The sequence below is a fragment of the Pseudoduganella aquatica genome (genome assembly GCF_020865585.1).
GTDB lineage: Bacteria > Pseudomonadota > Gammaproteobacteria > Burkholderiales > Burkholderiaceae_D > Rugamonas > Rugamonas aquatica_A.
In genome coordinates this window covers 3,614,949-3,639,566 of the sequence record NZ_CP086370.1, presented here as the reverse complement: position 1 = coordinate 3,639,566, position 24,618 = coordinate 3,614,949, and the positions used below count along the sequence as shown (strand labels likewise).

Below are 24,618 nucleotides of genomic sequence, written 5' to 3'. Positions count from 1 at the left end.
TCGCTCCCGCGCCCTCGGAGTGGGCAGCAGTGGTTCAGCCATGATGCCGCGCACAATCAGCAGGCGTGTTGAGGCGAAACAAGCCCAGCGCGCAGGGAAGCCGCGCCAGATCAACATCTTGCGCGAAAATGACCGGCGCATGACAGCCCGGCGCCAAATGGTCTATAGTCTTGCTTCCTTACACAGCAATTGTGAACCGAACACCATGAAATTTGATGTTGCGATTGTCGGCAGTGGCCTGGCCGGCCTGTCGGTGGCTTTGCATCTGGCGGAAACGCGCAAAGTGGCCATTATTTCCAAACGCGAACTGCTGGACGGCGCCAGCAACTGGGCCCAGGGCGGCATCGCCGCCGTGCTGGACTCCGGCGACAGCCACGACCAGCACATCGCCGACACCCTGGTGGCCGGCGGCGGCCTGTGCGACGCCGACGCCACCCGCTTCATCGTGGAAAACGGGCGCGCCGCCATCGAATGGCTGATCGAGCAAGGCGTGCCCTTCACGCGCGACGACAAGGCCGAACTGGGCTTCCACCTGACCCGTGAAGGCGGCCACAGCCAGCGCCGCATCATCCACGCGGCCGACGCCACCGGCCACGCGGTGCAGGTCACGCTGGAACAGAAGGTGCGCGCCCATCCCAACATCAGCCTGTTCGAGCACCACTGCGCCATCGACCTGATCACGTCGGACAAGCTGGACGGCAAAGTCCCGCACGGCAACAAGCAGCCCAAGTGCCACGGCCTCTACGTGCAGGACGTGCGCAGCGGCGAAGTGCACACCGTGGCTGCCGAGCACACGGTGATGGCCACCGGCGGCGCCGGCAAGGTCTACCTCTACACCACCAATCCGGACACCGCCAGCGGCGACGGCATCGCCATGGCCTGGCGTGCGGGCTGCCGCGTGTCGAATATGGAATTCATCCAGTTCCACCCGACCTGCTTGTACCATCCCTACGCCAAGTCCTTCCTGATCACCGAAGCGATACGCGGCGAAGGCGGCCTGCTCAAGCTGCCGCCAGAAGCCGGCCCGGCGGCGGGCATGCGCTTTATGCTGGTGCACGACGAGCGCGCCGAACTGGCCCCGCGCGACGTGGTGGCGCGCGCCATCGACTTCGAAATCAAGAAGCGCGGCCTGGACTATGTGCACCTGGACATCAGCCACAAGCCGGCCGAATGGCTGATCGAGCACTTCCCCACCATCTACGCGCGCTGCCTGGAGCTGGGCATCGACATCACCAAGGAACCCATCCCCATCGTGCCGGCAGCGCACTACACCTGCGGCGGCGTGGTGACCGACCTGCACGGCCGTACCGACCTGCCCGGCCTGTACGCCGTGGGCGAAACCGCCTGCACCGGCCTGCACGGCGCCAACCGCCTGGCCTCCAACTCGCTGCTGGAATGCGTGGTGATCGGCCGCGCCTGCGCGCAGGACATCGAAAGCAAGGAACGCGTCGGCGCTCCCTACCTGCCGGACTGGGACGAAAGCCGCGTCACCGACGCCGACGAGGAAGTGGTCATCGCCCACAACTGGGACGAGCTGCGCCGCTTCATGTGGAACTACGTCGGCATCGTGCGCACCACCAAGCGCCTGGAACGGGCGCAGCACCGCATCGCCCTGCTGAAAGAGGAAATCGACGAGTACTACCAGAACTTCCGCATCACCAGCGACCTGCTGGAACTGCGCAACCTGGTGGACGTGGCCGGCCTCATCGTCAACAGCGCCCTGCAGCGCCGCGAAAGCCGGGGCCTGCACTTCAGCCGCGACTACCCGGAAACGCTGCCGAAGGCGCTGCCCAGCATCCTCACGCCCAACCGCCGCTGAAGCGGCCCCGTCTCAGGGGATATCAACGTCGTAGCGCTGGCCAAGGCGCTTCAGCTCGCCGCTTTCGGCCAGCAGCTCGAAGGCGGCGTCGAAGCGGCTGCGGATGGCGTCGTGCGTGGCCCGCTTGGGGAAGGCGAAGTAGCCGTCCTGCACCTCGATCACCTGCGGCAGCGCCACCACCTGCCCGCCCAGCTTCAGCGCCGCCAGCACCGGTTCTGTGTTGCGGCGGTTGCTGGCGAACAGCGCCACGTGCTTGTGGGTCAGCATCAGGACGCCGTTTTCCACATTGTTCGCCACGCTCACGCGCAGGCGCGGCCGGGCCGCGTCAAAGCTGGCGCCGTAGGTCCAGCCATTCATCACCACGATGGATTTGCCTTCCAGCGCCGCATAGTCGCCCTGCCAGCCGGCGCCCGCGCCCGCCAAGGTGTAGAACACCATATCGTCGCGGTAAAACGCCGCCCGCGAAAACGCCATGCGCTCCAGCCTTTCCGGCGACTTGTACGGGCCCACCAGGACATCGGCCAGCCCCTGCGCCACCATGGCCTGCGCGCGCGCCCAGGGATAGAGCGCGAAGCGCACGGTGTCCTTGTTGCGGCGCGCCACCATGCGCACGATGTCCGGCCCCATGCCGGTGAATTCTCCGTCGGCCCGGCGCTCGAACACGCGCTCGAAATGCGCCCCCACCACCAGCAGCTCACGCGCCGCCGCGCCGCTGCACAGGCAAGCGAGCAACAGGGCCAGGGCAGGCCGGGGAAGTTTCAGCACGGAATCTCCTAGAGTATGTGGCTATCATACCTAGAGGCGTAGACTAGTCAAAAGAATTGCTTTACCGTATGGCCATATGACGACATCACAGACGGACCACAAGCTGCTGCGCGCCGCCCGCATGGACGATGTGCCGCGCATGGAAGAGCTGATCGCCCGTTCCGGCATCGCGCTGAGCGAAGGTTTCTACACGCCCGAGCAGGCGCAGGCCGTCACCCGCCACGTGTTCGGCGTGGACACCCAGCTGGTCGAGGACGGCACTTATTTCATCATCGAGCGCGACGGCCAGTTGCTGGCCTGCGGCGGCTGGAGCAAGCGCGCCACGCTGTTCGGCGCCGACCGCACCAAGACCGGCCCGGACCGCTTGCTGGACCCGGCCACCGAAGCCGGCCGCATCCGCGCCTTCTTCGTGGCGCCGTCCGCCGCGCGCCAGGGCCTGGGCAGCATGCTGATGGCGCACTGCCAGCAGGAAGCGGCGGCACAGGGCTTCCGGACGCTGGAACTGGCCGCCACCATGCCCGGCGTGCCCCTGTATCTGGCCAGCGGCTTCGAAGTGACCGAACCCTTCGAGCTGCCGCTGCCGGGCGGCGTCAATGTTCCGCTGGCGCGCATGCGCAAGCGGATCTGAAGACTACTTGTTCGCTTGACGGCGGCGGCCGGCCAGGCCCGCCATCGCCAGTCCCGTCATAAAGATCGCCATCGACGCCGGCTCCGGCACCGCGCTGACCGAGGAACTGGTGAATTCGGCGCGCAAGCCGATTGGATTGCCGCCGTTTTGAGCAAAGTTGCGCACCACGAAGTCCACCCTGTTCAGGCCTGGATTGAAACCGGTGTTGGCGGCAAAAGTGCTCCATTCCGTAAAGCTGCTGCCGCTGGCCAGCAGATTGCCGTTCAGGAATACCTGGGCCGCATTGTCGGCCATAAACCGGCCCGTGAACTTGGCGCTGGACGCCGCGTAGCCGCCCAGGTCGAACGTCAGGCTGTAGCGGTACAGGCCTTCCTGAACCGGATCATACGACTGGGCCTGGTCGCGGCTGGGCGTAATCCATTTTGAGAACTCGCCGTTCGCCATCCAGGGCGAAATCGGCCATACGCCATTCGACGTGGCGTATGCCATTGCGTCGGACAGGACGGTGCTGCCTTGCGTAACGGTGAGATTGTAGTGCGTGTCCTTGGTGCCGGAAGCGAATCCCTGACCGGTGTTGTACAGGCCGGTGATGGTGGACGCGCCTGCGGAGGCGGAGATCAGTGCAGTTGCGAGAGCGCAGACAGTAACGATGAATTTCATGCAATACCCCAAAGTCAAAGTGGAAGTCGATGCAGGCAAACTGGCCTGCGCAAACTGTTCCTCAACCGTTTTTTAGGGCTGTTGAAACGAAAATTTTTGTGACGTTTGTACTACTCAGCGGCGCAGCCGGGCAACGGCGACGGCGCCAAAAATGGCCAGGATGCCCAGAATGGGCGGCGGCGTCTCGGATTCATGCGGCTGTTGCACCTGCACATGCGGATGCAATTCGGCATGGTGCGCACTGATGCTGGCTGAGCCAGCGGGCGCGGAGAAGGTGGAGATCGCCGCGATAACGCAGGCAAAGAAGAACGTTTTCATGTAAAGCCCTGATCTGGGTGAAGTTAGTGCAGGCAAATTGGCCTGCAGGAACTGTCTCTCAACCGTTGTTTAGGGCTAACGAAACGAGCGTGCTTTAATTTTACCGCAGTTTACAAAATAGTGCGCAAGGAGAACTCAAATTACTTTCTAACAATGCCGGGGACGGCTGGCGCCCCGGGCACTGTTCAAAGGCCCGGCATCAGCCGTTAAAGCCCTTGCCCTCGGCAGCCAGCTTCACCAGCAGCGGTGCCGGTTTCCAGGCCTCGCCGTGGCGTCCGCGCGACATGCGTTCTATGCTGCCCAGCACATTCGGCAGGCCCACCGTGTCGGCGTAGAACATCGGGCCGCCGCGATGCAGCGGGAAGCCGTAGCCGGTGAGGTAGACCATGTCGATGTCCGAAGCGCGCATCGCAATGCCCTCCTCCAGTATCAGCGCTCCCTCGTTCACCAGGGCAAACACCAGGCGCTCGACAATTTCCTGGTCGCTGATCTTGCGGCGCACTACGCCGATGTCCTCCGAATGCTTGACGATCATGGCGTTGACTTCCTCGTTCGGGTAAGCCTTGCGGTCGCCCGCCTTGTAGTCATACCAGCCGCCGCCTGTCTTCTGGCCGTAGCGGCCCATTTCGCACAGCAGGTCGGCAGTCTTCGAGTACGTGATTTCCGGCGATTCCACGTAGCGGCGCTTGCGGATATACCAGCCGATATCGTTGCCGGCCAGGTCGCCCATGCGGAACGGTCCCATGGCGAAGCCGAATTTCTCCACCGCCTTGTCCACCTGCTCCGGCAGGCAGCCTTCTTCCAGCAGGAAGCCGGCCTGGCGGCTGTATTGCTCGATCATGCGGTTGCCGATAAAGCCGTCGCATACGCCGGACACCACGCCGGTTTTCTTCAGCTTCTTCGACAGCGCCAGTGTGGTGGCCAGCACGTCCTTGCCGGTTGCCTTGCCGCGCACGATTTCCAGCAGCTTCATCACATTGGCCGGGCTGAAGAAGTGGGTGCCGATCACGTCCTGCGGACGCTTGGTGAAGGCGGCGATCTTGTCCACATCCAGGGTCGACGTGTTGGACGCCAGGATGGCGCCCTGCTTCATCACCTCGTCCAGCTTGCGGAACACGGTTTCCTTCACGCCCATGTCCTCGAACACCGCTTCCACCACGATGTCGGCGTCGCCGATTTCCTCGTAGTTCATGGTGCCGGTGATCAGGGCGACGCGCTGCTCGAATTTCTCCTGCGTCAGCTTGCCCTTCTTGAGCGTGTTTTCGTAGTTCTTGCGGATGGTGGCCAGGCCCTTCTCCAGCGCCTCGGCCTTCATCTCCAGGATGGTGACCGGGATGCCGGCATTGGCGAAGTTCATGGCAATGCCGCCGCCCATGGTGCCGGCGCCGATCACGGCCGCTTTCTTGATCGCGCGGGTAGGCGTGTCCGCCGGCACGTCCGGCACTTTGCTGGCCTGGCGCTCGCTGAAGAAGGCATGGCGCAGCGATTTCGATTCGGTGGTCTGGATCAGCTTGAGGAAGCGATCGCGCTCGAACTTCAGGCCGTCCTCGAACTTCATGGTCACGGACGCGGCCACGCACTCCACGCACTCCAGCGGCGCCGGGAACGGACCCGACATGGCCTTGACGGTGTTGCGGGAGAATTGCAGGAAGGCTTCGTGGTTAGGGTAGTCCACCTTGCGGTCGCGCACTTTCGGCAGCGGACGCGCAGCGGCGACTTTATTGGCGAAAGCGACGGCCGCCTCCAGCAAATTGGCGTCGGCGGCGAATACCTCGTCAAAGATGGCGGTCTTGGCCAGCTTCTCGGACGGCACCGGGGTGCCGGACACGATCATATTCAGTGCCATTTCCAGGCCCAGCACGCGCGGCAGGCGCTGCGTGCCGCCGGCGCCGGGCAGCAGGCCCAGTTTTACTTCCGGCAAAGCGATCTGCGCACCGGGCATGGCCACGCGGTAGTTGCAGCCCAGCGCCAGTTCCAGCCCGCCGCCCATGCAGACGGTGTGGATCGCCGCCACCACCGGCTTGGTCGACTCTTCCACCGTGCGGATCAGCGTATGCAAGCTCGGTTCAGCCAGCGCTTTCGGCGAGTTGAATTCCTTGATGTCCGCACCGCCGGAGAACGCCTTGCCGGCGCCGGTGATAACAATGGCTTGCACCGCGTCGTCCGCCAGCGCCTGCTGCATGCCCTGCACCGCGGCGCTGCGGGTGGCGTGGCCCAGGCCGTTGACCGGCGGATTGTTCAGCGTGATAACGGCTACGGAACCGTGAACTTGGTATTCGGCACTCATGTCTCTTCCTTCTTGTCAGTGTAAATGTCAGTGAGGGTCGGCTGCAAACCTCACTATACCTCAAAAAAACGAACGATCGTGTTATTTTTTGCCAAGTGCGCAAGAGAAGCCTCGTCACCCGTAGCAACTTGCAAATCGTTTCGCATGAAACAGACACCGCTATTGAGAATTCTCAATACACCGCTTGCCTTTATGGATTACCGGGAAAATAATGATGGTGATTATTTTATGCGGCACCGCATTATAAATTCTCACCAAATATAACACTTCGCCGTTATTCATTTCTATTTTATCAATACGACTTACATTTAAGGAAACGCCATGGATATGAATGCCCCTAGCCAGATCCAAGATCAAGACCTGGACCTGCAAGCAATCAATACGGCGCTTAACCGGGTGCAAGCCGTGATTGAATTCGATCTGGAAGGCAATATCCTGCACGCGAACGACAACTTCCTGCGCACGCTAGGGTATACGCTGGACGAAGTGCAAGGCAAGCACCATTCCATGTTCTGCGAACCGGAGTACGTGAAGACGGCCGAGTACCGCAACTTCTGGCTGCGCCTGGCGAATGGCGAATTCGAGCAGGCCGACTACAAGCGCCTGGGCAAAGGCGGCCGCGAAATCTGGATCAGCGCCTCCTACAACCCCATCCTCGACGGCAGCGGCAAGCCCTACAAGGTGATCAAGTTCGCCACCGACATCACCGCCGCGCGCCAGCGCAGCACCGAGTGCGAAAGCAAAGTCACCGCCATCGGCAAGGCCCAGGCGGTGATCGAATTTGATACCGATGGTTGCGTTTTGGAAGCTAACGAAAACTTCCTCAAAGTAATGGGATACACGCTGGAGGATATAAAGGGCGCGCATCACCGCATGTTTTGCGAACCTGACTACACCAATAGCCTGGAATACAAGAAATTCTGGCAAAAGTTAAATCGGGGCGAATTCGACTGCGGCCGTTATAAACGAATTGGCAATAATGGCAAAACAATATGGATACAAGCCACTTATAACCCGATACTCGATTTAAATGGCAAGCCTTATAAGATCGTGAAATTCGCCATCGACATCACCGAGCAGGTGGAACTGGAGCAAAGCACCAAGATCAAGGCGGAGTCCGACGGCCGCAAGGTGGAACTGCTGCTGACCTCGGTGGCCAAGGCCGCGCAGGGCGATCTGAGCTGCAACGTGGTGGCTGAAGGCGACGAACCGCTGGACGAACTGGGCCGCGGCATCGGCAAGATGATTACCGACCTGCGCGGCGTGATCGGCAACGTGGTCACTTCGGCCAGCGGCTTTGCGCAAGCCTCGCTGGCCATCGCCGAGCGCTCCAGCGGCGTGGCCACCGGCACCCAGGCGCTGGGCGCCACCGTCGAACAGATGAACGCCTCCATCGACGGCCTGACCCACTCCATCAACTCCATTGCCGAAAACACCAGCAACGCCGACAACCTGGCCAAAGCCACCCAGCTGGAGGCCGAAGCCGGCGCCAAGGCCGTGGCCAAGTCGATCGAGGCCATGGAACTGATCAACCGGTCGTCGGAAGACATCGGCGAAATCGTCAAGGTCATCAGCGAGATTGCCAACCAGACCAATATGCTGGCCTTCAACGCCGCCATCGAAGCGGCGCGCGCGGGCGAGCACGGGTTGGGCTTCTCGGTGGTGGCGGACGAAGTGCGCAAGCTGGCCGAGCGCTCCTCCCAGGCCACCAAGGAAATTTCCAAGCTGATCAACGAGTCGGTCAAGCGCGTCACGGCCGGCAGCGAAATCTCGCGCCAGGCCAGCGACGCCTTCGACAAGATTGTCAGCGGCGTTTCGCGCACCACGCTGGCCATCTCGGACATCGCCATGTCGGCCAACGAGCAGCTGCTCACGGCCAAGGAAGTGAGCACCGCCATCCAGTACATCGCCGAGGAGACGGAAAAATCGGCCGCCAACTGCGACAGCATCGCCCGCTCGACGGACAGCCTGAACCAGAGCGCCACCGACCTCAACAAGATCGTTTCGGGCTTCGTGGTGTAAGCCATGGGCAGTGTTGCGGAGCTCAACCCGGCTACGCTGGCGGCGCTGATCGCGCTGGTGCGCAAGCACACCGGCATCGCCATGACCGAGCGTAAGAGCGTGTTGCTGGAACGCCGCCTGCGCCCGCGCATGGACGCGCTGGCGCTGGGCAGCTACCAGGCCTATATGGACCGGGTGGAGAGCGACCGCAGCGAAATTCCGCATTTTATCGACCTGGTCACCACCAACGACACCCAGTTCTTCCGCACCCCGCAGATCTGGGACTATATCGCCAAGCGCTTCCTGCCCGAGTGGCAGCGCAGCCATCCCGGCGCCTGCCTGAACATCTGGTCGGCCGCCTCCGCCAGCGGCGAGGAGCTGTATTCGGCCGCCATGCTGTGCGAGGAATTCAAGCTCCAGCACGGCCCGCTGCCCTACCGCATCCTGGCCACCGACATTTCGCAGCAGATGCTGGAACTGGCCGCCGCCGGCAGTTACGCCGGCCGCTCGGTGGAACGGCTGCGCGCCTCCCACCCGGCGCTGGCGGCGCGCTACTTCGTGGCCGACGGCGCCGGCGTGCGCGTCAAGGACGAACTGAAGCGCAACGTCAGCTTCGCGCGCCACAACCTGCTGCAGCCGCTGCGCCCGGCCCAGCAATTCGACCTGATCCTGCTGCGCAACGTGCTGATCTACTTCGACGCCGAACACCAGCAGGCCGTGATCGACTGCGCCCGCCCCAGCATGAAACCGCACGCACGCCTTATCCTCGGCGAATCGGAAAGCATACAGCGGCTGGCGTCCGAATACAGTTTCGAGGCGCCCATGATCTACGCCTTGCGGGAGAACCAGCCATGAACGGCGCCGTCATCGACGACAAGCTGCTCCAGGTCGGCATCGGCCAGCTAAAGGTTGCCGGACGCAGCGGCCAGCTGCAAGCGGTGCTCGGTTCCTGCATCGGCATCGGCTTCATCTGGGAGAAAGGCGGCCGCTGTGGTCTGGCGCACTGCCTGCTGCCCGAGCCGCGCGACGCCTGCGAGGCGGCCAGCTGCCAGATGCAGGCCAGCGCCCGCTACGTCAGCCAGGCCGTGCCCTCGCTGCTGCGCCTGATGGGCGCGCGCGAGGCCGATTATCCCGACATCACCGTGGTGCTGGCCGGCGGCGCCAGCATGTTCAGCTCCAAGCGCCTGTGCGTGGGCCAGGACAACGCCGCCGCCGCGCGCAAATACCTGGGCGAGTGCGGCCTCAGCGTGCGCTATTGCGAACTCGGCGGCAAATACGGCCGCCAGCTGGTCATCGACTGCGCGCACCATAGCTACAGCATCAAGGAAATCACCCCATCCAGGCAGGACACCCTCCATGCACACCATTGAAAACCTCAGTATTTCCCTGCCCGGCCCGGCCGCGGACGACAGTCCCATGAGCGAGCCGGCCAGCGCCGCCGCGAATGCCGCCACCGTCGCCGCCTCCGCCGTCAAGGCCGCGTCCGCGTCCGCCGCCGCCACCGAGCTGTACGGCTCCTTCTTCCTGGGACCGGACGAATTCGCCCTGCCCGCAGTCTGCATCCGCGAAGTGGTCAACCTGCCGGCCAAGATCACCACCCTGCCGCTGTCGCCCGCCCACCTGGAAGGCATGTTCACGCTGCGCGGCACCGTCATTCCCATCGTCAACCTCGGACGCCTGTTCAACCCGGCCGCCGGGCCTGCCGTGCCGGGCAACAAGGTGGCCATCATCGAGCACCAGGACGTGCTGGTGGGCATGCTGTTCGACGACACCGGCGAAATCCTGCGCGTGCGCCCCGAACAGCGCAGCGTGCTGCAATACGCGCCCGGCGCCACGCCCGGCGTCATCGCCGGCACCATCCTGCTCGACCAGGGCAACCGCCTGCTGCAGGTGCTGGACGCCAACCAGCTGATCCGCATAGAAAACGTGCCGCAAGTACTGTCGCTGCGCGCCAGCGGCCAGCAGCGGCTGCAGCGCGCGCAGGCGCAGGGCGAGCGCCGCCGCTGCGTGAGCTTCCGCTCGGCAGGCACCAGCTTCGCCTTTGAAATGGCGGCCATCCAGGAAATCGTGCGGGTGCCGGAGCTGCAGCCGTCCGTGCTGGCCGGCAAGCTCTGCCTCGGACGCATGAATTTCCGTGGCAGCCCGGTGGCCGTGGTGGACTTCACCGCGCTGCTGAGCGCCGGCGCGGCCGCGCGCCCGGTGGACGCCGCCGACCAGGACCAGCGCGTGATGGTGGCCCGCATCGGCGACGCCACCATCGCCTTCCTGGTCGACTCGGTCGACAGCATCATCCATTTCTACAACGACGACGTGCTGCCCATCCCCCTGCTCAGCAAGGCGCGCGCCGGCATGTTCGGCGGCTGCATTTCCCGGCCAGAGCAGGGCGACGTGATACTGCTCGACCACAGCGGCATTTTCTCCCACAAGGAAATCGCCGAGATGCGCCAGGGCCACGCCAAGCTGTATCCGCTCGACGGCCAGCAAGCCGCGGCGGGCAAGGAGAGCCGCCACGGCGCGCGCAAGGTCTACCTCACCTTCCGCTTGGAGCAAGCCTTCGCGGTCGAAATCAAGCAGGTGCGCGAGATTATCAAGTTCTCCGACAACATCACCCGCCCGCCCGGCACGCCCCACTACATGCGCGGCGTGCTCAACCTGCGCCAGATGATGGTCAGCGTGATCGACATGCGCAGCCTGTACGGCATGCCGGAACAGGCGCCCGGCGAGCTGTCGCGCATCCTGATTATCGAGCGCGGCGAGGAGCGCTACGGCCTGCTGGTGGACGGCGTGGAAGACATCATCACGGTATTGGACAGCCAGCGCTACGCCGCGCCGCGCCTGATGCGCAACCAGGCCGCCGGCGCCGGCATGCAAAGCGAAGCGGCCGAAGTCATCGACATGGAGAAGGACGACGGCAACCGCCAGTCCTTCAGCGTGTTCGACTGCGGCAGCCTGATCGACAAGCTGGCCAACCTGCTGCCGCCGCAAGCCCAGCCCTAAACCTCCAGCCACTCCTTGCGCACCGCAGCGTCGGCGCGCAAGGCAGCCGGCGTGCCCTCGAACACGATGGCGCCGTGCCCCATCACATAGACGCGCTGCGAAATCTCCATCGCGATCGCCAGCTTCTGCTCCACCAGCAGCACCGAAATGCCGCGCTCGCGCAGCGCCGTCAGGTAGTCCGCCACCAGGGCCACGATCTTCGGCGCCAGGCCCTCGGTGGGCTCGTCTATCATGATCAGGTCCGGGTCGCCCATCAGCGTGCGGCACAGCGTCAGCATCTGCTGCTCGCCGCCGGACAGCACGCCCGCCGCCACCGCGCGCCGCTCCTGCAGGCGCGGAAACATGCGGTACATATCGTCCAGGCTCCAGCGTCCCGACGCACCAGCGTTCTTCTGCCCCAGCACCAGGTTCTGCTCCACCGTCAGCGTGGGGAACACGTCGCGGTTCTCCGGCACATAGCCCAGGCCCTGGTGCGCAATCTGGTAGGCCTTCAGGCCCAGGATCTCGCGCCCCTTCAGCTTGACCGTGCCGGTGGCGCTGACCTGGCCCATGGCCGCCTTCACCAGCGTCGAACGGCCCGCGCCGTTGCGGCCCAGCAGGCTGACGATTTCGCCCGGTTCAACGTGCAGATCAACGCCGTGCAGCACATGGCTCTTGCCGTAATAAGCGTGCAGATTGCAGATGTCCAGCATGCGTTCCCCCATTATGCCGCCTCCTCGTGGCCGCCCAGATAGGCCGCTTGCACCGCGGCGTTGCCGCGTATCCGGTCCGGCGTGTCGCAGGCGATCACTTCGCCGTACACCAGCACGGCGATCTTGTCGGCCAGTCCGAACACCACGCTCATGTCATGCTCCACCATCACCAGCGTCTTGCCCACCGTGACCTTGCGGATCAGCTCCACCGCCGCGTCCGACTCGGAACGGCTCATGCCCGCCGTCGGCTCGTCCAGCAGGATCACGTCCGCCCCGCCCGCGATGGTGATGCCGATTTCCAGCGCGCGCTGCTCGGCATAGGTCAGCACGCCGGCCGCCACATTGCGCTGGCGCTGCAGGCCGATCTCCTCCAGCACCTGCTCGGCCCGCTCATGCGCGTCGCGCAGCTTCGCCAGCCGGTGCCAGAAGGAGTACTTATAGCCCAGCGACCACAGCACTGCGCAACGCAAATTCTCGTACACCGACAGGTTGACGAACAGATTGCTGATCTGGAAGCTGCGCGACAAGCCCAGCCGGTTGATCTGGTAGGGCTTGCGGCCGCTGATGCGCTGGCCGTTCAGCCGGATCTCGCCGCTGCTCAGCGGGAAGCGTCCCGAGATCAGATTGAACAGCGTGGACTTGCCCGCGCCGTTCGGCCCTATCACCGCGCAGCGCTCGCCCTGTTCTATGCCCAAGTTGGCGCCCCGGATAATCTCGGACTTGCCGAAGCTCTTGCGCACGTCCACCAATTCCAATGCCTTCATCGCGCGCTCCTGGTTTGCACTGCGATCTCCGCGCAGGAAGCACCCCACGCGTCCGCGAACACCGGCTGCGCCTTGCGCCACGCCACGATGCTGGCCAGCAGCAAGCCGCCCGCCAGCGACCACGGCAGCGCCGAGCGCGTATCGACCGCCATGCCGAACAGCTGCTTCACGCTGCCGTTGGCCGCCTCCAATGTCAGGTGGTACAGCATCTCCACGCCGGCCACAAAGCCGGCCAGCCCCGGCAGCACCGCCAGGCACACCCAGCCCAGCGGCTTGCCGATGCGGCCGAAGTGGCCGAACCTGGCCGCCCGCAGCAACAGCATGATGAGGCTGCCCATGCCGCCCGGCGCGTAGCGCACCAGCAGCACAAAGAACAGGCCCAGGTAGAGCTGCCAGGCCGGCGTGTAGTCCGACAGCAGCACCGAGAACAGGATGCCGACGATGGCGCCGAGCAGTGGCCCGAAGAAGAAACCTATGCCGCCGATAAAGGTGAACAGCAAAATGCTGCCGGAGCGGATGGCGCTGACGTTCTCCGCGCTGACGATCTCGAAATTGATCGCCGACAGCCCGCCCGCAATGCCCGCAAAGAAGGACGACAGTATCACCACGAGGTAGCGCACCCATTGCGTGTCGTAGCCGATGAACTCCACGCGCTCGGGATTGTCCCGCACCGCGTTGATGATGCGGCCCAGCGGCGTCTGCGTGTAGGCGTACACGGCGGCCGTGCAGACGAACAGCCAGAACGCGATCAGGTAATACACCTGGATCTGCGGCCCGTAAGTAATGCCCAGCACCGCGCCGCCGATCACGCGGTTGGTGGTCACGCCGCCCTCGCCGCCGAAGAAGCCGGGGAACATCAGCGAACTGGCGAATACCAGTTCCACCAGTCCCAGCGTAATCATGGCGAAGGTGGTGCCCGCCTTGCGTGTGGTGACGTAGCCGAACAGCAGCCCGAAGCCCAGTCCGGCCAGGCCGCCCACCAGCGGAATCAGGCTGGTAGGGATGGGCAACTGGCCCGCGCCGGCCATATTCATGGCGTGGATGGCGAAGAACGCTCCCAGGCCGGAATACACGGCATGGCCGAAGGACAGCATGCCGCCCTGCCCCAGCAGCATGTTGTAGGACAGGCCGAAAATCATGACGGTGCCCATCTGCGACAGCAGCGTCAGCCCGCCGCCCTTGCTGAACACCAGCGGAGCGATCAGCAGGATCAGCGCGTAGCCGCCCCACAGCAGCCAGCGGCCCAGATTGAGCGGGGTATAGCGTAGTTCTTTCATTCGCGTGTCCCCATCAAGCCCTTAGGGCGGAAAATCAGGATCAGCACCAGCAGCAGATACGGCAGGATCGCCGAGCTCTGCGCAATGGTGACGTTCAGCAGCGCATACGCGGGCGTGGCGGGCGTAACGGCAAGGCCCAGCTTGCCCAGCAGATGCGCCAGCGAATAATCCAGCGCCACCGCCGTGGTCTGCATGATGCCGATCAGCAGCGATGCAGCGAAAGCCCCCGCCAGCGACCCCATACCGCCCACCACCACGACCACGAAGATAATGCTGCCCACGGTGGCCGCCATGGCGGGCTCGGTAACGAAGGCATTGCCGCCGATAACGCCGGCCAGCCCCGCCAGCGCGCAGCCGCCGCCAAACACCGACATAAAGATGCGCGGCACGTTATGGCCCAAGGCCTCGGCCGCCTCCGGATGCGTGAGCGCGGCCTGGATCACGAGGCCCACGCGGGTGCGTGTCAGCACCAGCCAGATCGCGCCCAGCATGGCCAGCGCCACCAGCATCATGAAGGCGCGGTAGGCCGGGAAGCTGGTGGAGAACAGCGTGAACAGCGGGCCATCGAGCTGCTTGGGAATGGCGTACTGCACCGCCGCGCGGCCCCAGATGAGCTGCACCAGCTCAACAATAAGAAACGACAATCCGAACGTGAACAGCAGCTCCGGAATATGGCCGAATTTGTGCAGCGGCCGCAGTCCATAGCGTTCCACCAGCGCGCCCAGCAGGCCCACCGCGACGGGCGCCAGCACCAGCGCCGGCCAGAAACCCACCACGCTGCTGATGGTGTAGGCGATATATGCGCCCAGCATATAAAAAGACGCGTGCGCAAAGTTCAGCACGCCCATCATGCTGAAGATCAGCGTCAGTCCGGACGACAGCATGAACAGCAGCAGTCCATAACTGATGCCGTTAAGCATAGTAAACAGGGTGAATTCCATGGGGGCTCCGGTACGCAAAGACGTAGGGCGGGTTAGCGCAGCGTAAGCCGCCAAGGGCCGCCTACGGCTCCGGCGGGTTACGGCGTTTCGCCTAACCCGCCCTACGGATTGCAATTTCAGACGATGGACTTGCTCAGCCCGGCCGCTTCATCTGGCACGAGGTCGGCTGGCCGGCCACGTAGGCGTCGATCTTCTTGTCCATGCGCCAGCCGTAGCCGGTGTTTTCCTGGTCGTACTTGACGTCCTTGCCATTGACCTTGGTCCAGGTGCCGATATACAGCGGCTGCTGCAGCTGGTGGTCCTGCTTCTGCATCATCACGCCGCCGTTGAGGGACTGCGCCTTCATGCCCTCCAGCGCGAAGGCCACCTTGACCGGGTCCGGCGTCTTCGCCGCCTTGATGGCCTGCGACAGCATGGTGATGATGCTGTGCGTCTGCGCCGCGTAGTAGTCGTCGTTGTACTTGGCCTTGAAGGCTTCCACCACTTCCTTGCCGGCGAAGCTCTCGTTGTTGATCATCCAGTTGCCGATGATCTTGGTGTGCTCGGCGCCCGCCGCGCCCATCGCCGTCGGCACGCCGGTGGTGATGCCGTAGTAGGTGTAGAAGTTGGCCTTCAGGTCGGCGTCCTTGGCGGCGCGCACCAGCAGCGCCAGGTCGGCGCCCCAGTTTCCGGTGATGACGGAGTCCGCGCCGGATGCCTTGATCTTGGCGATATAGGGCGAGAAGTCCTTCACCTGCCCGATGGGGTGCAGGTCGTCGCCGGCGATCTTGATGTCCGGCCGCTTGCGCGCCAGGTATTCCTTGGCCGCCCGGCTCACCGCCTGGCCGAAGGCGTAGTTCTGGCCGATGATGTAGACCGACTTGATGTTCTTGTCCGGCGCCATATAGCTGGTCAGCGCCTCCATCTTCATGTCGGAGTTGGCGTCGAAGCGGAAATGCCAGAAGCTGCATTTGCTGTTGGTCATGTCCGGATCGATGGCCGCGTAGTTCAGGTAGACGATTTCCTTGCCCGGGTTGCGCTCGTTGTGCTTGTTCACCGCGTCCAGCAGCGCCAGGCCCACGCCGGAGCCGTTGCCTTGCGTGATGTAGCGGTAGCCCTGGTCGATGACGGCCTTGAGCTGGGTCAGCGATTCCTGCGGGCTGCCCTTGTTGTCGAAGCCGTTCACTTCGATCTTGTGCTCGCCCGCCCATTTGCCCTTGGTGGCCATGTCGGCGATGAGCTGGAAGCTTTTCAGCTGGTTCTGTCCGACCGGCGCGAACGGGCCGGACAGCGGGTCGATGAAGGCGATTTTCACGGTCTCGGCCAGGGCGGCCGTGGACAACAGGGTAAGGCTGACAGCAACTGCGAGCGTGCGGTAGGTCATAGTCTCCATCCTTCTTTTAGTTGTGGTTGTCCTGCGTGCTGCTTGTCGTGCTGCCTGCTCATGCCGTGGGCAGTTTGTACTCCTTGTATTGTTCGCGCAATTTGTTCTTCTGCACCTTGCCGGTGCCGCCCAGCGGCAGCGCGTCGGCAAAGACCACGTCGTCCGGCAGCCACCATTTGGCGATCTTGCCCTCGTAGAAGGCCAGCAGCTCCTCGCGGCTGACATCCATGCCCGGCCTGCGCACGATGACCAGCAGCGGGCGCTCGTCCCATTTCGGGTGCGCAATGCCGATGCAGGCGGCCTGCATCACGGCCGGGTGCGAGACGGCGATGTTCTCCAGGTCGATGGTGCCTATCCACTCGCCGCCGGACTTGATCACGTCCTTGCTGCGGTCGGTAATCTGCATATAGCCGTCGGCATCGATGGTGGCCACATCGCCGGTCGGGAACCAGCCGTTTTGCAGCGGATCGCCGCCCTCGTCCTTGTAGTAGGCCGAGATCACCCACGGCCCTTTCACCAGCAGGTGGCCATAGCTGCTGCCGTCCCACGGCAGTTCCTTGCCGTCGTCGTCGACGATCTTCATGTCCACGCCGTACACCGCATGGCCCTGCTTGAGCAGTATCTTGCGCTGCTCGTCCTGCGGCAGCTCGCGGTGCTTACCCATCAGCACGCCGGCCGTGCCCAGCGGCGACATTTCCGTCATGCCCCACGCGTGGATCACTTCCACGCCGAATTCGTCCATCAGGGTGTTCATCATGGCCGGCGAGCAGGCTGAACCGCCGATGACCGTGCGGCGGAAGCTGCTGAATTTCAGCTTGTTTTGCAGCATGAAGTTGATCAGGCCCAGCCAGACGGTGGGCACGCCGGCCGAGAACGTCACCTGCTCGGCCTCGAACAAGTCATACAGCGACTTGCCGTCCAGCGCCGCGCCGGGGAAGACCATCTTGGCGCCGCTCAGCGGCACCGAGTACGGCAGGCCCCAGGCGTTCACATGGAACATGGGCACCACCGGCAGCACGGCGTCGCGCGAGGTCACGTTGAGGGCGTTGGGCAGCGCCGAGCCGTAGGCGTGCAGCACGGTCGAGCGGTGCGAGTACAGCGCGCCCTTGGGGTTGCCCGTGGTGCCGGAGGTGTAGCACAGCGTGCAGGCCGAGTTTTCGTCGAATTGCGGCCATTCGTAGTCGTCCGAATGGGAGGCGATCAGGTCTTCGTAGCACAGCAGGCCCGGGATTTTGCTTTCCGCCGGCATGCGGTCGCGGTCGCACATCAGCACATAGTGCTTCACTTGCTTGCAGATGGCGGACATGGCTTCCACCGCGGGCAGGAAAGTCAGGTCGAACAGCAGCACCTGGTCTTCCGCGTGGTTGACGATGTAGGCGATCTGCTCCGGGTGCAGCCGAGGATTAATGGTGTGCAGCACGGCGCCGGAACCGGATACCGCATAATAGGCTTCCAGGTGGCGGTAGCCGTTCCAGGCCAGCGTGGCGACGCGGTCGCCCAGCGCAACACCCATGCCGTGCAGCGCGTTGGCCAAGCGGCGGGCGCGCTGGTGGCAGTCGCGGTAGGTGTAGCGGTGGATGTCGCCTTCGACACGGCGCGACACAATCTGGCTATCGCCAAAATGGCGGGCAGCGAACTCAATGATGCCGGATACAAGCAGGGGCTGATTCATCATCTGCCCCATGAGCGGGCTCTGCGGAAGCGTCATTGCATCTCCTAAGTAACTTTGTTTTTATTTCATGATTTAACCCATATTCGAACACACGTGCTATTTTCGTCAAACAGTTTTCATGCTGCGGCGCAGCAAACACCACAACCCAAGTAGTTACCAAGTGTAACGTCCATCGCAAAGTGGACGCCACCGCCTAGAATCGGCAGCGTGCGTTAAAATCTGGACTTCACCCATCGCCACTGGAACCGCCATCAATAAGCTCCCTCTGGACAACTCGTTCGCGAGTCTCCCGCCCTCTTTCTACACCCGATTAATGCCCACTCCGCTGCCCGCGCCCTATCTGGTCGCCGTGAGCGAAGCGGCAGCGGGCCTGATCGGCCTGGACGCCGCCGCGCTGGCTGAACAGCAGTCGCTCGACATCCTGGCCGGCAACGCCGTGCCCGCCAGCGCGCAGCCGCTGGCGGCCGTGTATTCGGGCCACCAATTCGGCGTGTGGGCCGGCCAGCTGGGCGACGGCCGCGCCATCCTGCTGGGCGACGTGGCCACCGCCAGCGGACCCATGGAACTGCAGCTGAAAGGCGCCGGCCTGACGCCCTACTCCCGGATGGGCGACGGCCGCGCCGTGCTGCGCTCGTCCATCCGCGAATTCCTGTGTTCGGAAGCGATGGCGGCGCTGGGCATCCCCACCTCACGCGCACTCTCGATAGCCGGCTCGGACCAGGGCGTCATGCGCGAAACCGTGGAAACGTCGGCCGTTGTGCTGCGTATGGCGCCCAGTTTCATCCGCTTCGGCTCCTTCGAGCACTGGTCCAGCCGCCAGAAACCGGTCGAGCTGAAAGTCCTGGCTGACTACGTGATCGACCGCTTTTACCCGCAGTTGCGCGCTGAAGCCAACCCATACGCGGCATTTCTGGCCGAAGTCACGCGCCGCACCGCCGTGCTCATGGCGCACTGGCAGGCGGTGGGCTTTATGCATGGCGTGATGAACACCGATAACATGTCCATCCTCGGCGATACACTCGATTACGGGCCGTTCGGCTTTATGGAAGCCTTTGACAGCAAGCACATCTGCAACCACACCGACCAGCAAGGCCGCTATTCCTACGGCATGCAACCGCAGATCGGCCACTGGAACTGCTACGCGCTGGGCCAGGCCCTGCTGCCGCTGATAGAAGAGATTCCCGCCGCCCAGGCCGCGCTGGACGTTTATCAGCCCGCCTTTGCCGCCAAGATGAACGAACTGCTGCGCGCCAAACTGGGTCTGGCCACCGAACAGGAAGGCGATCCGGAACTGATGGACGCCATGTTCTCGCTGCTGCAGGAAAACCACAGCGATTTCACGCAATTCTTCCGCACCCTGAGCAATCTCAAGACGGATACCGATGAGCCGGACCATGATTTGCGGGATGAATTCGTCCAGCGCGAGGCGTTCGACGCCTGGGCCGCGCGCTACCGCACCCGCCTGCGCGCCGAAAACAGCAATGATGCGGAACGCAAGCTGGCAATGGATAAAGTGAATCCCAAATATGTGCTGCGCAATTACCTCGCACAAATTGCAATTGAGAAAGCACAAAATAAAGACTTTACGGAAATAGCCCGTTTGCTGTCAGTTTTGCAGCGCCCATACGACGAACAGCCAGAGCACGAACAATACGCGGCTTTGCCTCCGGACTGGGCCAGCCATCTCGAAGTCAGCTGTTCTTCTTAAGAAAGTTTTAAATCATGACTGATAAAGTAATCAAATCCGACGCCGAATGGCGCGCCCAACTTGACGCCATGGAATACCAGGTCACCCGCCACGCCGCCACTGAGCGCGCCTTCACCGGCAAGTTCTGGGATCACCATGAGCACGGCATTTACACCTGCGTGTGCTGCAACACGCCGCTGTTCGCGTCCGACACCAAATTCGACTCCGGCTGCGGCTGGCCCAGCTACTTCAAGGCGCTGGACCCGGCCAACGTAACGGAGGTGGTGGACCGCTCCCATGGTATGCTGCGCACAGAGATTATTTGCGCCGTCTGCGATGCCCACCTGGGCCACGTCTTCCCGGACGGCCCGCCCCCTACCGGCTTACGCTACTGCATTAATTCCGCCTCGCTGCGTTTCGATCCACAAGACTAAAAACCAACGGCCTCACCATGAAAATCCTGTTCGACTTCCTTCCGCTGCTGGTCTTTTTCGCCTGCTACAAACTGGGCGGCATGCACCCGGAAGCGGCGCAAGCCTTCGTCAACACGTATATGAGCGGCATGCTGTCGGGCGGGTCCGTCACGCCCGACCAGGCCCCCATGGTGATCGCCACGCTGGCCGGCATCCTGGCCAATGCCGGCCAGATCGTCTATTTGAAGCTGCGCGGCCTGAAGGTCGACTTCATGCTGTGGCTGTCGCTGTTCCTGTTTGTAGTGTTCGGCGGCCTGACCATCTACTTCCACGACGAGATCTTTATCAAGTGGAAGCCGACCATGATCTACTGGTGCTTCGCGGTCGGCCTGCTGGCGGCGCGCTACTGGTTCAAGAACAACCTGATCCGCAAAGCCATGGGCTCGCAGCTGACCTTGCCGGACGAGGTGTGGGAAAAGCTCAACCTGTCGTGGACCGCTTTCTTTGCCGCGCTGGGCTTTATCAACCTGTTCGTAGCCTTCGTGCTGTTCAAGTCCGACACCGCCTCCTGGGTCAGCTTCAAAGCCTTCGGCACCACCGGTTTGACATTCGTCTTCATTATCGGCCAGACTATTTACCTCGCTAAATATATGAAGGACGAAGCATGACCGACCCGCGCATTGCCAAGATAGAAGAGCGCCTGCGCGCCGCCCTGCAGCCATCGCAATTGCTGCTGGAAGACGAGTCCGCGCTGCACGCCGGCCACGCCGGCGCAGCCTCCGGCGGCGGCCATTACCAGCTGCGTATCGTTTCCGATAAATTCGAAGGCCTTAAACTCGTCACAAGACATCGACTCGTGTATGATTCCGTGCACGATATGATGCGTGGGGAAATACACGCATTGGCCATTACCGCACTGGCACCGTCTGAAGTATGATAAGCGCGGAGATTTGGAAACAATGAGAGACAACGCGATCACACAAAATCCGCCTCTCCGCAATTAAGAACTTTACCCCTTAGGATTTGAAATAATGAATTTGAAGCCAGCCCGTCTGCTGATCGCACTTATCGCTGCTGTTGCGGCCCCCGCTTTTGCCCAGAACCTGGCCGTTGTGAACGGCAAGGCCATCCCGTCGTCGCGCGTGGATGCCGTGGTCAAGCAAGTTGTTGCTCAAGGCCAGCAACCGGATTCCCCACAGCTGCGTGAAGCCATCAAGAAAGAAATGATCGGCCGCGAAGTGCTGATGCAGGAAGCGGAAAAGCAAGGCTACGCCAAGAACGCCGACGTCAAAGCCGCGCTGGACAACGCGCGCCAGGCCATCTTCATCAACGCCCTGGTTGGCGAATACGTGAAGAAGAACCCGGTCAACGACGCCGACATCAAGGCTGAGTACGACAAATTCGTCGCTCAAACCGGCAACAAGGAATACCACGTGCGCCACATCCTGGTGGAAACCGCCGCTGAGGCAGACGCGGTCATCGCCAAGATCAAGGGCGGCGCCAAGTTCGAAGAACTGGCCAAGACCTCGAAAGACACCGGCTCGGCAGCCAACGGCGGCGACCTGGACTGGGCTACCCCATCGTCCTTCCCTAAAGTGTTCTCGGACGCTTTCGTGAACCTGCAAAAAGGCCAGGTTACCGAAAAGGCAGTTCAAACCCCGAACGGCTTCCACATCATCAAAGTTGACGATGTGCGCGAAGCCAAGCTGCCTACCCTGGAAGAAGTGAAGCCGCAAATTTCGGACGCACTGACCCAGAAGAAGCTGCAGGCTTACCAGGAAGAACTGGTCAAGAAAGCCAAAGTACAGTAATCAATCAGCAGTAAGGAACGGCGCCCTCGTGGCGCCGCTATTATTTGGGCCATGCGCACTGCGCTCCCGTGTTTTTTATAGGATGTGATAATGATTTTGAAGCCAGCCCGCCTGTTGTTAGCCCTGATCGCTGTAGCCGCCGCACCGGCATTCGCGCAAAACGCCGCGACCGTGAACGGCAAAGCCATTCCAGCCTCGAAAGTGGAAGCCATCGTCAAGCAAGTGGTTGCTCAAGGCAAACAAGCTGATTCCCCGCAACTGCGCGAAGCCATCAAGAAAGACCTGATCGGCCGCGAAGTGCTGATCCAGGAAGCCGACAAACAAGGCGTAGGCACCCGTGCCGAAGTCAAAGCGGCCCTGGAAAACACCCGTCAAAGCATCATCATCAACGCCATGCTGGCGGACTACGTGAAGAAAAATCCGGTGTCGGACGCTGAAATCAAGGCCGAGTACGACAAGTACAAGGCGCAGGTCGGCGACAAGGAATACCACGCCCGCCACATCCTGGTTGAGACCGAACAGCAAGCCAAGGACATCATCGCCAAGCTGAAAGCCGGCGGCAAGTTCGAAGAACTGGCCAAGGTCTCGAAAGACGGCTCCGCCAACAACGGCGGCGACCTGGACTGGGCAGCCCCATCGTCCTACGTCAAGCCTTTCTCCGACGCCATGGTGGCCCTGAAGGACGGCCAGATCACCGAAACCCCGGTGAAATCGCAATTCGGCTACCACGTGATCAAGCTGGAAGGCTCGCGCGCTGCCAAGCTGCCGTCGCTGGATGAAGTCAAAGGCCAGGTTGCCGAAGCGCTGACCCAGAAGAAGGTTGCCGCCTACCGCGAAGACCTGATCAAAAAAGCTAAAATCCAGTAATCCCCCGCTCAGGGAGTTGAACCAAAATGGCACTTGCACCAAAGTGCCATTTTTTATTTGTGAAACCCGGTCTACTATTGACGTACAGAAATAGTTAATCGGGAGAATTCATGAATTTAAGATCAAAAATGGCGTTGTGCATGGGGCTGGTGTGCCTGTTCTTTGTCTGCGCACTGGGCGTCGCCCTGCAAGGGATGCAGTCCGCCAAGAACCGCTTCCAGGGCTTCCTGGAGCAGGACCAGGCCCTGCTGATGACGGCCACCAATATGTACGCCCAAGGCCTGCAAATGGGCCAGGCGCTGCGCAACGTGGTGCTCGACCCGGCCAACAAGACCGGCTACAAAAACCTCGAGGACGCCGGTTCGGCCTTCAAGGAGCACAGCACCACGGCGCTGGAGCTGTCGCGCGACACGCCCGCCACCCTGCAAATCTTTCAGAAAGTCGCTGAGCTGCGCGACAAGCAAGCCGGCCTGCAAGCCAAGGTCGCCACGCTGGCCAAGGTAGACCAGCCCGCCGCCATCGTCGCCCTGAACAAGGAAGAGACGCCGGTATGGCGCGAAATGCGCACCCAGCTGCTCGATTTCATCAAGCAAAAGAACGCCGAGGTCAAAGAGACCAAGGCGGCCGTGGTCGAATCCACCCACCGCATGCTGCTCATCAGCATCTCGCTCGGCGCACTGGCCGTGGCGATAGGCGTCGGCATCGCCATCTGGATGGCGCGCGACGTCATGCGCCAGCTGGGCGGCGAACCCGCTTATGCCGCGCAAATCGCCCACCGGATAGCCGAGGGCGATTTCTCCGCCAGGATAATCACCGCGCACGGCGATAATGGCAGCCTGCTGTATGAGATTAAGAAAATCCAGGACCATCTGGCCGCCATGGTGCAACAAATCCGCACCGGCACCGATACCATCGCCCTCGCCTCGCAGGAAATTGCATCCGGCAATCTGGATTTATCCAACCGCACCGAAGAACAGGCCGGCTCCCTGGGCCGCACCGCTTCCTCGATGAATCAAATTACTTCGACGGTAAAACAAAATGCCGATAATGCGCGCCAGGCAAATGGTCTCGCCGCGTCCGCATCGGAAGTCGCCGTAAAAGGCGGCGACGTGGTCAATGAAGTCGTTAAAACCATGAGCTCCATTAACGACTCCTCGCGCAAGATTGTCGATATTATCGGCGTTATCGACGGCATCGCATTCCAGACCAATATTCTCGCCTTGAATGCCGCCGTGGAAGCAGCGCGTGCAGGCGAACAAGGGCGCGGCTTTGCCGTGGTGGCGTCTGAAGTCCGCAATCTGGCCCAGCGTTCCGCTGCGGCGGCCCGAGAAATTAAAGGACTGATTGACGACTCGGTTCAAAAAGTGGACGAAGGCAGCCGCCTGGTGGATCAAGCCGGCCTCACCATGCAGGAAATTGTGAATAGCGTAAAGCGGGTAACGGATATTATGGCCGAGATCAGCCACGCAAGCCAGGAGCAGACCGCCGGCATTGAGCAGGTTAATATCGCCATCGGCCAGATGGACCAGGTGACCCAGCAGAATGCGGCGCTGGTCGAGGAAGCTGCTGCGGCGGCGGCATCCATGCAGGACGAATCGGCCAATCTCGCGCAAGTGGTAGCCCGCTTTAAACTGTAATCTCCCAGTGGTAATTCGG

At 62.4% G+C, this 24,618-nt stretch carries 23 protein-coding genes; 13 read left to right on the top strand and 10 right to left on the bottom strand.

Features of this window, described 5'->3' with window-relative positions; all coding sequences use genetic code 11:
- Window positions 1-205 precede the first annotated feature (205 nt).
- The gene (nadB, locus tag KT882_RS16215; protein WP_228892500.1) at window positions 206-1,819 is read left to right on the top strand and encodes an L-aspartate oxidase; all 1,614 of its coding nucleotides are present in this window, start codon (window positions 206-208) and stop codon (window positions 1,817-1,819) included.
- A 12-nt stretch (window positions 1,820-1,831) separates the two neighbouring features.
- Here nadB and KT882_RS16210 read toward each other — a convergent pair whose 3' ends face one another.
- Window positions 1,832-2,584, bottom strand: a complete 753-nt coding sequence (locus KT882_RS16210) for a substrate-binding periplasmic protein (RefSeq protein WP_228892499.1) — start codon at window positions 2,582-2,584, stop codon at window positions 1,832-1,834.
- A gap of 76 nt (window positions 2,585-2,660) precedes the next feature.
- Between KT882_RS16210 and KT882_RS16205 the strand changes: the two genes are divergently transcribed.
- Window positions 2,661-3,212: a GNAT family N-acetyltransferase gene (locus KT882_RS16205; RefSeq protein ID WP_161073477.1), complete on the top strand. Its 552-nt coding sequence runs from the start codon at window positions 2,661-2,663 to the stop codon at window positions 3,210-3,212.
- A 3-nt stretch (window positions 3,213-3,215) separates the two neighbouring features.
- Here the strand turns inward: KT882_RS16205 and KT882_RS16200 are convergent, their stop codons facing one another.
- The 3 genes from KT882_RS16200 to KT882_RS16190 all read right to left on the bottom strand — a co-directional run bounded on the left by KT882_RS16200 (window position 3,216) and on the right by KT882_RS16190 (window position 6,477).
- Window positions 3,216-3,872, bottom strand: coding sequence for a PEP-CTERM sorting domain-containing protein (locus KT882_RS16200; protein ID WP_228892498.1), 657 nt, complete (start codon window positions 3,870-3,872; stop codon window positions 3,216-3,218).
- 114 nt (window positions 3,873-3,986) lie between these two features.
- A complete protein-coding gene (locus tag KT882_RS16195; protein ID WP_228892497.1) occupies window positions 3,987-4,190 on the bottom strand; it encodes a hypothetical protein in 204 nt (67 codons plus the stop codon).
- 199 nt (window positions 4,191-4,389) lie between these two features.
- Window positions 4,390-6,477, bottom strand: coding sequence for a 3-hydroxyacyl-CoA dehydrogenase NAD-binding domain-containing protein (locus tag KT882_RS16190; protein ID WP_161073474.1), 2,088 nt, complete (start codon window positions 6,475-6,477; stop codon window positions 4,390-4,392).
- A 327-nt stretch (window positions 6,478-6,804) separates the two neighbouring features.
- On the opposite strand from KT882_RS16190, the gene KT882_RS16185 reads away from it, so the two are divergent.
- From KT882_RS16185 to KT882_RS16170, 4 genes are read left to right on the top strand one after another with little or no spacing between them, the layout of a single operon-like run.
- Window positions 6,805-8,499 carry a methyl-accepting chemotaxis protein gene (locus tag KT882_RS16185; RefSeq protein WP_456107286.1) on the top strand — a complete coding sequence of 565 codons (1,695 nt, stop codon included), beginning with the start codon at window positions 6,805-6,807 and terminating at the stop codon, window positions 8,497-8,499.
- A gap of 3 nt (window positions 8,500-8,502) precedes the next feature.
- Window positions 8,503-9,333, top strand: a complete 831-nt coding sequence (locus KT882_RS16180) for a CheR family methyltransferase (RefSeq protein WP_228892495.1) — start codon at window positions 8,503-8,505, stop codon at window positions 9,331-9,333.
- Window positions 9,330-9,848, top strand: a complete 519-nt coding sequence (locus KT882_RS16175; protein ID WP_228892494.1) for a chemotaxis protein CheD — start codon at window positions 9,330-9,332, stop codon at window positions 9,846-9,848. Before KT882_RS16180 ends, KT882_RS16175 begins: the two co-directional genes overlap by 4 nt.
- Entirely contained in the window at window positions 9,835-11,475 is a 1,641-nt protein-coding gene (locus tag KT882_RS16170) for a chemotaxis protein CheW (protein WP_228892493.1), read from the top strand. The genes KT882_RS16175 and KT882_RS16170 overlap by 14 nt, the downstream gene beginning before the upstream one ends.
- On the opposite strand, the gene KT882_RS16165 is transcribed toward KT882_RS16170, so the two are convergent.
- The 6 genes from KT882_RS16165 to KT882_RS16140 all read right to left on the bottom strand — a co-directional run bounded on the left by KT882_RS16165 (window position 11,472) and on the right by KT882_RS16140 (window position 18,220).
- Window positions 11,472-12,179, bottom strand: coding sequence for an ABC transporter ATP-binding protein (locus KT882_RS16165; RefSeq protein WP_187358751.1), 708 nt, complete (start codon window positions 12,177-12,179; stop codon window positions 11,472-11,474). The two genes, KT882_RS16170 and KT882_RS16165, sit on opposite strands and share 4 nt — an antisense overlap.
- A complete protein-coding gene (locus KT882_RS16160) occupies window positions 12,179-12,931 on the bottom strand; it encodes an ABC transporter ATP-binding protein (protein ID WP_161073471.1) in 753 nt (250 codons plus the stop codon). The genes KT882_RS16165 and KT882_RS16160 overlap by 1 nt, the downstream gene beginning before the upstream one ends.
- Complete coding sequence (locus KT882_RS16155) at window positions 12,928-14,208, bottom strand: branched-chain amino acid ABC transporter permease (protein ID WP_228892492.1); 1,281 nt, start codon at window positions 14,206-14,208, stop codon at window positions 12,928-12,930. Before KT882_RS16155 ends, KT882_RS16160 begins: the two co-directional genes overlap by 4 nt.
- A complete protein-coding gene (locus tag KT882_RS16150) occupies window positions 14,205-15,149 on the bottom strand; it encodes a branched-chain amino acid ABC transporter permease (RefSeq protein WP_228892491.1) in 945 nt (314 codons plus the stop codon). Before KT882_RS16150 ends, KT882_RS16155 begins: the two co-directional genes overlap by 4 nt.
- Before the next feature lie 133 nt (window positions 15,150-15,282).
- Window positions 15,283-16,512, bottom strand: coding sequence for a branched-chain amino acid ABC transporter substrate-binding protein (locus KT882_RS16145; RefSeq protein WP_161073468.1), 1,230 nt, complete (start codon window positions 16,510-16,512; stop codon window positions 15,283-15,285).
- A 58-nt stretch (window positions 16,513-16,570) separates the two neighbouring features.
- Window positions 16,571-18,220: a 3-(methylthio)propionyl-CoA ligase gene (locus KT882_RS16140; RefSeq protein ID WP_161073467.1), complete on the bottom strand. Its 1,650-nt coding sequence runs from the start codon at window positions 18,218-18,220 to the stop codon at window positions 16,571-16,573.
- 181 nt (window positions 18,221-18,401) lie between these two features.
- Here KT882_RS16140 and KT882_RS16135 point away from each other — a divergent pair, with 181 nt between their 5' ends.
- The 7 genes from KT882_RS16135 to KT882_RS30805 all read left to right on the top strand — a co-directional run bounded on the left by KT882_RS16135 (window position 18,402) and on the right by KT882_RS30805 (window position 24,599).
- The gene (locus KT882_RS16135; protein ID WP_456107285.1) at window positions 18,402-19,892 is read left to right on the top strand and encodes a protein adenylyltransferase SelO; all 1,491 of its coding nucleotides are present in this window, start codon (window positions 18,402-18,404) and stop codon (window positions 19,890-19,892) included.
- Between the two features lie 14 nt (window positions 19,893-19,906).
- On the top strand, window positions 19,907-20,305 hold the full coding sequence (msrB, locus tag KT882_RS16130) for a peptide-methionine (R)-S-oxide reductase MsrB (RefSeq protein WP_161073466.1): 399 nt from the start codon (window positions 19,907-19,909) through the stop codon (window positions 20,303-20,305).
- Window positions 20,306-20,322: 17 nt separating this feature from the next.
- Window positions 20,323-20,952 carry a septation protein A gene (locus KT882_RS16125; RefSeq protein ID WP_161073465.1) on the top strand — a complete coding sequence of 210 codons (630 nt, stop codon included), beginning with the start codon at window positions 20,323-20,325 and terminating at the stop codon, window positions 20,950-20,952.
- Entirely contained in the window at window positions 20,949-21,221 is a 273-nt protein-coding gene (locus tag KT882_RS16120; RefSeq protein ID WP_228892490.1) for a BolA family protein, read from the top strand. Before KT882_RS16125 ends, KT882_RS16120 begins: the two co-directional genes overlap by 4 nt.
- 94 nt (window positions 21,222-21,315) lie before the next feature.
- Window positions 21,316-22,095 (top strand): peptidylprolyl isomerase, encoded by a 780-nt coding sequence (locus KT882_RS16115; RefSeq protein ID WP_161073463.1) that lies wholly within the window; start codon window positions 21,316-21,318, stop codon window positions 22,093-22,095.
- Window positions 22,096-22,185: 90 nt separating this feature from the next.
- The gene (locus KT882_RS16110) at window positions 22,186-22,962 is read left to right on the top strand and encodes a peptidylprolyl isomerase (RefSeq protein ID WP_161073462.1); all 777 of its coding nucleotides are present in this window, start codon (window positions 22,186-22,188) and stop codon (window positions 22,960-22,962) included.
- A 110-nt stretch (window positions 22,963-23,072) separates the two neighbouring features.
- Window positions 23,073-24,599 (top strand): methyl-accepting chemotaxis protein, encoded by a 1,527-nt coding sequence (locus KT882_RS30805; RefSeq protein ID WP_321170255.1) that lies wholly within the window; start codon window positions 23,073-23,075, stop codon window positions 24,597-24,599.
- The last annotated feature ends 19 nt before the right edge of the window (window positions 24,600-24,618 follow it).

What these genes read in the sequence shown, in the direction of transcription:
- nadB (WP_228892500.1), top strand. Translation starts at nt 206, where the DNA reads ATGAAATTTGATGTTGCGATTGTCGGCAGTGGCCTGGCCGGCCTGTCG.
- KT882_RS16205 (WP_161073477.1), top strand. Translation starts at nt 2,661, where the DNA reads ATGACGACATCACAGACGGACCACAAGCTGCTGCGCGCCGCCCGCATG.
- KT882_RS16200 (WP_228892498.1), bottom strand. Translation starts at nt 3,872, where the DNA reads ATGAAATTCATCGTTACTGTCTGCGCTCTCGCAACTGCACTGATCTCC.
- KT882_RS16195 (WP_228892497.1), bottom strand. Translation starts at nt 4,190, where the DNA reads ATGAAAACGTTCTTCTTTGCCTGCGTTATCGCGGCGATCTCCACCTTC.
- KT882_RS16190 (WP_161073474.1), bottom strand. Translation starts at nt 6,477, where the DNA reads ATGAGTGCCGAATACCAAGTTCACGGTTCCGTAGCCGTTATCACGCTG.
- KT882_RS16185 (WP_456107286.1), top strand. Translation starts at nt 6,805, where the DNA reads ATGAATGCCCCTAGCCAGATCCAAGATCAAGACCTGGACCTGCAAGCA.
- KT882_RS16180 (WP_228892495.1), top strand. Translation starts at nt 8,503, where the DNA reads ATGGGCAGTGTTGCGGAGCTCAACCCGGCTACGCTGGCGGCGCTGATC.
- KT882_RS16175 (WP_228892494.1), top strand. Translation starts at nt 9,330, where the DNA reads ATGAACGGCGCCGTCATCGACGACAAGCTGCTCCAGGTCGGCATCGGC.
- KT882_RS16170 (WP_228892493.1), top strand. Translation starts at nt 9,835, where the DNA reads ATGCACACCATTGAAAACCTCAGTATTTCCCTGCCCGGCCCGGCCGCG.
- KT882_RS16165 (WP_187358751.1), bottom strand. Translation starts at nt 12,179, where the DNA reads ATGGGGGAACGCATGCTGGACATCTGCAATCTGCACGCTTATTACGGC.
- KT882_RS16160 (WP_161073471.1), bottom strand. Translation starts at nt 12,931, where the DNA reads ATGAAGGCATTGGAATTGGTGGACGTGCGCAAGAGCTTCGGCAAGTCC.
- KT882_RS16155 (WP_228892492.1), bottom strand. Translation starts at nt 14,208, where the DNA reads ATGAAAGAACTACGCTATACCCCGCTCAATCTGGGCCGCTGGCTGCTG.
- KT882_RS16150 (WP_228892491.1), bottom strand. Translation starts at nt 15,149, where the DNA reads ATGGAATTCACCCTGTTTACTATGCTTAACGGCATCAGTTATGGACTG.
- KT882_RS16145 (WP_161073468.1), bottom strand. Translation starts at nt 16,512, where the DNA reads ATGACCTACCGCACGCTCGCAGTTGCTGTCAGCCTTACCCTGTTGTCC.
- KT882_RS16140 (WP_161073467.1), bottom strand. Translation starts at nt 18,220, where the DNA reads ATGACGCTTCCGCAGAGCCCGCTCATGGGGCAGATGATGAATCAGCCC.
- msrB (WP_161073466.1), top strand. Translation starts at nt 19,907, where the DNA reads ATGACTGATAAAGTAATCAAATCCGACGCCGAATGGCGCGCCCAACTT.
- KT882_RS16125 (WP_161073465.1), top strand. Translation starts at nt 20,323, where the DNA reads ATGAAAATCCTGTTCGACTTCCTTCCGCTGCTGGTCTTTTTCGCCTGC.
- KT882_RS16120 (WP_228892490.1), top strand. Translation starts at nt 20,949, where the DNA reads ATGACCGACCCGCGCATTGCCAAGATAGAAGAGCGCCTGCGCGCCGCC.
- KT882_RS16115 (WP_161073463.1), top strand. Translation starts at nt 21,316, where the DNA reads ATGAATTTGAAGCCAGCCCGTCTGCTGATCGCACTTATCGCTGCTGTT.
- KT882_RS16110 (WP_161073462.1), top strand. Translation starts at nt 22,186, where the DNA reads ATGATTTTGAAGCCAGCCCGCCTGTTGTTAGCCCTGATCGCTGTAGCC.
- KT882_RS30805 (WP_321170255.1), top strand. Translation starts at nt 23,073, where the DNA reads ATGAATTTAAGATCAAAAATGGCGTTGTGCATGGGGCTGGTGTGCCTG.